Source organism: Corallincola platygyrae (genome assembly GCF_039544265.1).
GTDB lineage: Bacteria > Pseudomonadota > Gammaproteobacteria > Enterobacterales > Neiellaceae > Corallincola > Corallincola platygyrae.
In genome coordinates this window covers 1-5552 of sequence record NZ_BAABLI010000025.1, presented here as the reverse complement: position 1 = coordinate 5552, position 5552 = coordinate 1, and the positions used below count along the sequence as shown (strand labels likewise).

At 49.2% G+C, this 5552-nt stretch carries 5 protein-coding genes and 4 tRNA genes; all 9 read right to left on the bottom strand.

The features are described from left to right. Positions 1-141: 141 nt before the first annotated feature. Positions 142-229, bottom strand: a tRNA-Ser gene (locus ABEA14_RS16190). 362 nt (positions 230-591) lie between these two features. Continuing rightward, complete coding sequence (nadA, locus tag ABEA14_RS16185) at positions 592-1629, bottom strand: quinolinate synthase NadA (RefSeq protein ID WP_345341378.1); 1038 nt, start codon at positions 1627-1629, stop codon at positions 592-594. Positions 1630-1760: 131 nt separating this feature from the next. Further along, positions 1761-1836 (bottom strand) — tRNA-Lys (locus ABEA14_RS16180). A 31-nt stretch (positions 1837-1867) separates the two neighbouring features. Beyond that, positions 1868-1943: transfer RNA gene (locus tag ABEA14_RS16175), tRNA-Lys, on the bottom strand. Positions 1944-2010: 67 nt separating this feature from the next. Beyond that, positions 2011-2086, bottom strand: a tRNA-Lys gene (locus ABEA14_RS16170). A 125-nt stretch (positions 2087-2211) separates the two neighbouring features. Next, positions 2212-2952 (bottom strand): tol-pal system protein YbgF, encoded by a 741-nt coding sequence (gene ybgF / locus ABEA14_RS16165; protein WP_345341376.1) that lies wholly within the window; start codon positions 2950-2952, stop codon positions 2212-2214. Positions 2953-2964: 12 nt separating this feature from the next. Beyond that, a complete protein-coding gene (gene pal, locus ABEA14_RS16160; protein ID WP_345341374.1) occupies positions 2965-3507 on the bottom strand; it encodes a peptidoglycan-associated lipoprotein Pal in 543 nt (180 codons plus the stop codon). 30 nt (positions 3508-3537) lie between these two features. Beyond that, a complete protein-coding gene (gene tolB, locus ABEA14_RS16155; RefSeq protein ID WP_345341372.1) occupies positions 3538-4890 on the bottom strand; it encodes a Tol-Pal system beta propeller repeat protein TolB in 1353 nt (450 codons plus the stop codon). A gap of 12 nt (positions 4891-4902) precedes the next feature. Continuing rightward, positions 4903-5552: cell envelope integrity protein TolA (tolA, locus tag ABEA14_RS16150; RefSeq protein ID WP_345341370.1), on the bottom strand; the 650-nt coding region annotated here is incomplete at its 5' end.

The window sequence follows — 5552 nt, the reverse complement described above, 5'->3', positions numbered from 1 at the left end:
GCGGTGAGGGGTAAGCCGGGAATAGCAAAGCACTGCTTTGCACCGGCGAACGCAAGCAATCTGTGATTGCGCAGCCGGACGCTCGCGACCGACCGCCGAAAACAAGAAAGCCCAGCATGATGCTGGGCTTCCTAATAATAATGGCGGTGAGGGAGGGATTCGAACCCTCGATACGTTTCCGTATACACACTTTCCAGGCGTGCTCCTTCGGCCACTCGGACACCTCACCTAAATCTGATTGTCATTTCAATTTTTCGTGTTGAAATCCACGTTGGAGATTTACCCGGGCCTTGTCGCACGCCATGCGTGCTCGTTATTCGAGGTTTCACCTCTCACCCTTCGGGTCGTCGTCGACAAGCTCCGACGCTCTCTCCGGCTAACGCCTCCGAGTCGGCCACTCGGACACCTCACCTAAATCTGATTGTCATTTCAATTTTTCGTGTTGAAATCCACGGGCATCACTTAAAACAATCCGATAGCAATGCATGCCCTTACAAGGCGCGGCGTATGATAGGGAAAAGCCAGGGTCAGGTCAATGGTTCAGCGCACAACTGCTTAGTTAACGAGCAGTTAGCTTCCTGTTGCGGTGACTTACATACCCGCCTGGAAGTTAACCATTCGATTCAATGGCACCAGCGCCTTCTCACGGAGTTCAGCGTCAACAAACACTTCATGCCCTTCACTCTCACCAAGAAGTGCGTCTTCGACTGCTTTCAGGCCATTCATGGCCATCCAGGGACAGTGTGCACAGCTTCGGCAAGTTGCACCATTACCGCCCGTAGGAGCCTCAATAAACTCTTTCTCTGGTGACAGCTGCTGCATCTTGTAAAAGATCCCTTTATCTGTCGCCACGATGAATTGAGTATTTGGCAGGGCCTGACTCGCTTTAATCAACTGAGTCGTCGAACCAACAGCATCGGCAATATCCACGACACTGGCTGGAGATTCAGGGTGAACCAAAACAGCGGCGTCTGGATACTGTTTTTTCAGATCCAGCAATGCACGCGACTTGAACTCGTCGTGAACAATACAAGCACCCTGCCACATGACCATCTCAGCGCCTGTTTGCTTGGCAATATAAGAACCGAGGTGGCGGTCTGGCGCCCACAGGATCTTTTCACCTTCCGAATCTAAGTGTTCAACCACGTCAAGCGCAATGCTCGAGGTTACCACCCAATCCGCTTTTGCTTTTACTGCAGCAGATGTATTGGCATAAACCACAACAGTATGGTCAGGGTATTTTTGTTTGAAAGCTTCAAATTCGTCGGCGCCACAGCCCAAATCCAGTGAGCAGGTAGCTTCCAATGTCGGCATTAGTACCCGCTTTTCCGGGCTTAGGATTTTGGCGGTCTCACCCATAAAGCGCACGCCAGCGATAATAAGCGTATCTGCCTCATGCTTAGCACCAAATTTCGCCATCTCAAGGGAGTCACCGATGAAACCACCAGACTCTTCCGCTAAAGCCTGGATTTCATGGTCTGTGTAGTAGTGGGCAATCAAAATTGCGTTCTTTTCCTGTAGCAGCTGCTTAATCCGCGATTTATAGCTCTCTTTCTCCGCATCTGTTAAAGGTGCGGGTTTTGGAGGAAACGGATAACTGGACTGCTCAAGGATCTGAACCTGATTCATTGCTCACTCTCTGGAAATATTCAGTGTGCGAAATTATACGCCATGGGCTTACCGCAAAGCTATCTGCTCTGTAGGTTTAGAAAACAATTTAAACAAAATGTTCGTGATTGAGAGAAAAACGAGACTTGGGATGGTGGGTCGTGCTGGATTCGAACCAGCGACCAATTGATTAAAAGTCAACTGCTCTACCAACTGAGCTAACGACCCAATCCAAGGTGCTGTAAGTGTTTTAGAAAGATGGTGGGTCGTGCTGGATTCGAACCAGCGACCAATTGATTAAAAGTCAACTGCTCTACCAACTGAGCTAACGACCCATCTTTAGACACTTACACTGCTTCTCTTTGAGATTAGAAAAGCAAACCTCTCTAGAGAGAGAGATGATGGTGGGTCGTGCTGGATTCGAACCAGCGACCAATTGATTAAAAGTCAACTGCTCTACCAACTGAGCTAACGACCCATCATTTTGTCACACAAGAAAGCTAAGCTTAGCCCCCCTTGGCGACGGCGGCTAATAATACTTATTTGGCCGCCGGTTGCAATAGCTTATTTGCTGTTTTTCACACTTTTCAACGCGTTCGCTTGTTATTTGAGCGAAGACAGCTTGGTTCGTGCAATTTGTGCACTAGGTGAACCGGGATACTCCTTGATAACGCGATTGTACAAAGTTTTCGCATTTGCACTGTCGCTATTCAATTGAGCAATCATCGCCATCTTCAACATGGCATCAGAACGCTTAGGCGAATTAGGATATTGGTTCACCACAGCCTCAAACTGCGCATTCGCATCCTTGCGCTCACCTTTATTGAACAACAGTTGACCCAACCAATAACGCGCATTCGGCGTTAGCTCAGAAGACGGATACTGGTTGATGAAATCATAAAATGCCGGAATAGCCTGGTCGTACTGTTTCTCTTTGAGCACCAGGTTTACTGCATTCTGATAAACAGCAGATTCAGACAACTCTGCAGTTTTATCACCCTCACCCTCGCCAGTCGTTGGCACTGAAGGCACAGGAGTTGCAGGTGCTGACGCCAGCCGACGGTCAAGCTCTTGGTAAAGCTCTCGCTGCCGCTGAAGCATCTGCTGCATCTGATGGTTCTGAGTTTCCAGCATACCACGAAGCTCGTCCACTTCAGACTGGAGCGATTGTAAGCTTTGCTGTGTCTGAACCTGAAGGCGGGATGCTTGTTCAAGCTGCTGTTTTAAGACGGCGATGTCCTGCCCTGATGCTGCCCCTAGATCCGTTACCGGCGCAGGCTCTGCAAGAGACTGCGCCGGTAACAAGGCAACGCTGAGCAGTACGCCAATGGATGCGTACTTCATAGCGCTTCTTTCTTAGTATACCAATACTGCACGACGGTTCTTGGCGAACGCGTCTTCGGTACGGCTAGTGTCAACAGGCTTCTCTTCACCGTAAGCAACGATAGAGATCTGTGAATCAAGCACGCCCAAGCCTTGCAGATACATAGCAACCGCTTTAGCACGACGCTCGCTCAATGCGATGTTGTACTCTGGTGTACCACGCTCATCAGCATGACCTTCAATCAACACTTTTACCTGTGTGTTAGCACGAAGGTAAGCAGCGTGAGCATCCAGGATATCAGCAAAGCGATTCTGAACGTCGGACTTGTCAAATTCGAAGTAGATGATGTGCTGCTTGCGCAATTCAGCTTGCTGTAATTCGCGTTCCTGCTCTGGAGTCAGTACAGGTTCAGCTACGCTGGTTTCTGCCGCTTCATCTGCTGGTTCGACAACTTCAGTGCTAGGGCCAGAAGTAGTAGCTGTTGCATCACTATCTTCTTGAGTAGTACTACAAGCCATCAACACGAACAGTGGCAGCGCTACTACAACACCCTTAAACAGATCTTTGAGACGCATTTGTTACGTTCCTTACGATTATTGTTAGACCTAATAAAGATATGGTGACCATGCAGGAGCACGCACTTCACCGTCCGCCGCTGGCAACCTGGCTTTAAACCGCCCATCGATAGATACCATACCCAATACTTGCCGCTGACCGTGCAAAGTACTGTAAATAATCATGCTACCGTTTGGCGCTAAGCTAGGCGATTCATCCAGTCGCGTTTGCGTGAGGACTTGCATCACCCCTGAAGTCAAATCTTGTTTGGCAATGTGGTAACGACCTCGTGTCCTGTTCACCATGATCAGCTCTTCGCCGCTGGGAGAGATTGAACCACCTAGGTTCATTTCACCATCGAACGTCAAACGAACGACCTTGCCAGTTGCTAAATGTACGCGATAAATCTGAGGTTTACCACCCCGCTCAGACGTAAACACGAGTGATTGCCCATCCGGTGACCAAGAAGGCTCTGTATCGATGGCTCGATGATTGGTTACACGCGTTAACGCTTTGGTTTCAATATCCATTACATAAATATCGGGATTGCCATCCTTGGATAACACCATGGCGATTTTTTTACCATCCGGTGACCATTGTGGGGCCCCATTAATACCTTCGAACGTCGTCAGCTTTGTGCGCTTCGCTGTGTAGATATCTTGGATATATATTTCTGATTTTCGTTTTTCAAATGTGACATACGCCAGCTTTTTCCCATCTGGGGACCAGTTGGGAGACATAATGGGCTCTTTGCTGCGCACCAATGGTGTTTCGTTGTAACCGTCATAATCAGCCACCATCAGCTGGAATGGCACTTTAGCGTTGTGATTAACCACGACGTAGGCAATACGCGTTAGAAAAGCACCGCGCTGGCCCGTCAGGCTCAGAAAAACGCGATCTGAGATCAGATGCGCGTATTGACGCATCTGCCGAGGCTTAACCGCCCGTTGCCCTTGTGATAGCACGAAGCCCGTATCTTCAACCAGCTTACGGTCCTTGAGCATGGGTTTACCCCCATTAAGCTCTTTACCTCGGATAACGTCGACGAGCTCATAGTTCACCACATAGTTACCATCTGGCTGCATGCGAGTGGTTCCAACAACCACAGCCTCAACACCCAATATTGCCCATGCTTCGAAGTTGACCTCAGTCGAGCTACTTGGCGTTTGTGGCATCTGCTGAATATCAACCGGGTTAAAACGACCACTGCGGCGGAGATCGCTGGCAACTACTTCAGCTAAATCTGTGGGCGGCACTTTTCCGTCGAGGCTTTTAAAAGGCACGACAGCAACAGGCCTGGCCTCGGACATCCCCTCTGTAATGACAATTTCCAGGGCGGCAAAGCTCCACGAGGAGGCAAAAGAGAGCAAGATGCCAAGAGTGGCTATCAGTAACCGTTTCATGAAAAGTCCTATTTACTCGTCGAGTTCTAACTTCAGGTTAATTTCTTTGAGTTGCGAAAATACGTCAGGGTCTTTGGATACAGGCAAAGGCTCAGCCTTTCGCACGGCTCGAATGGTCTCACTACATGCTAACTGGTCGCCTTCCAGGCGCCGGACATCCAATACCAAACCACCAGAAGCGAGTTTCAAATAGATGGAGCAGGTTCTCCCCTGCAGACCATCAGTATTGAGGTTGCGCTGAATTTTTTGGCGGATCATTGCCACGTATTTGTCTTTCTCAGACAAAATCATTCGTTGCCGCTGTTCGCTGATTTGCGCTTGTTCCGCTGCCATTTCTGCCATCATCATTTGCTCCATCTCAGCCAATTGACGGGCTTCTTCCTCTTTGCGCTTACGCTCAGCTTCTTTTCTCGCAGCTTCTTCCTTGCGTTTTTTCTCTTCAGCTTCTTTTCGCTTCCTTTCCTCTTCCTTCTTCTTGCGCGCAGCTTCTTCAGCTTTGCGTCTGGCTTGTTCCTGTTTCTTGCGTTCAGCCTCAGCTTTGCGTCGCTCAGCTTCTTTCGCCTTACGATCTCGTTCAGCCTTTGCTGCTAGCTCTTTTGCCTTCTTCGCTTCTTGCTCCGCTTTTTTACGCTCTGCTTCTTTGCGCTTGCGATCTCGCTCAA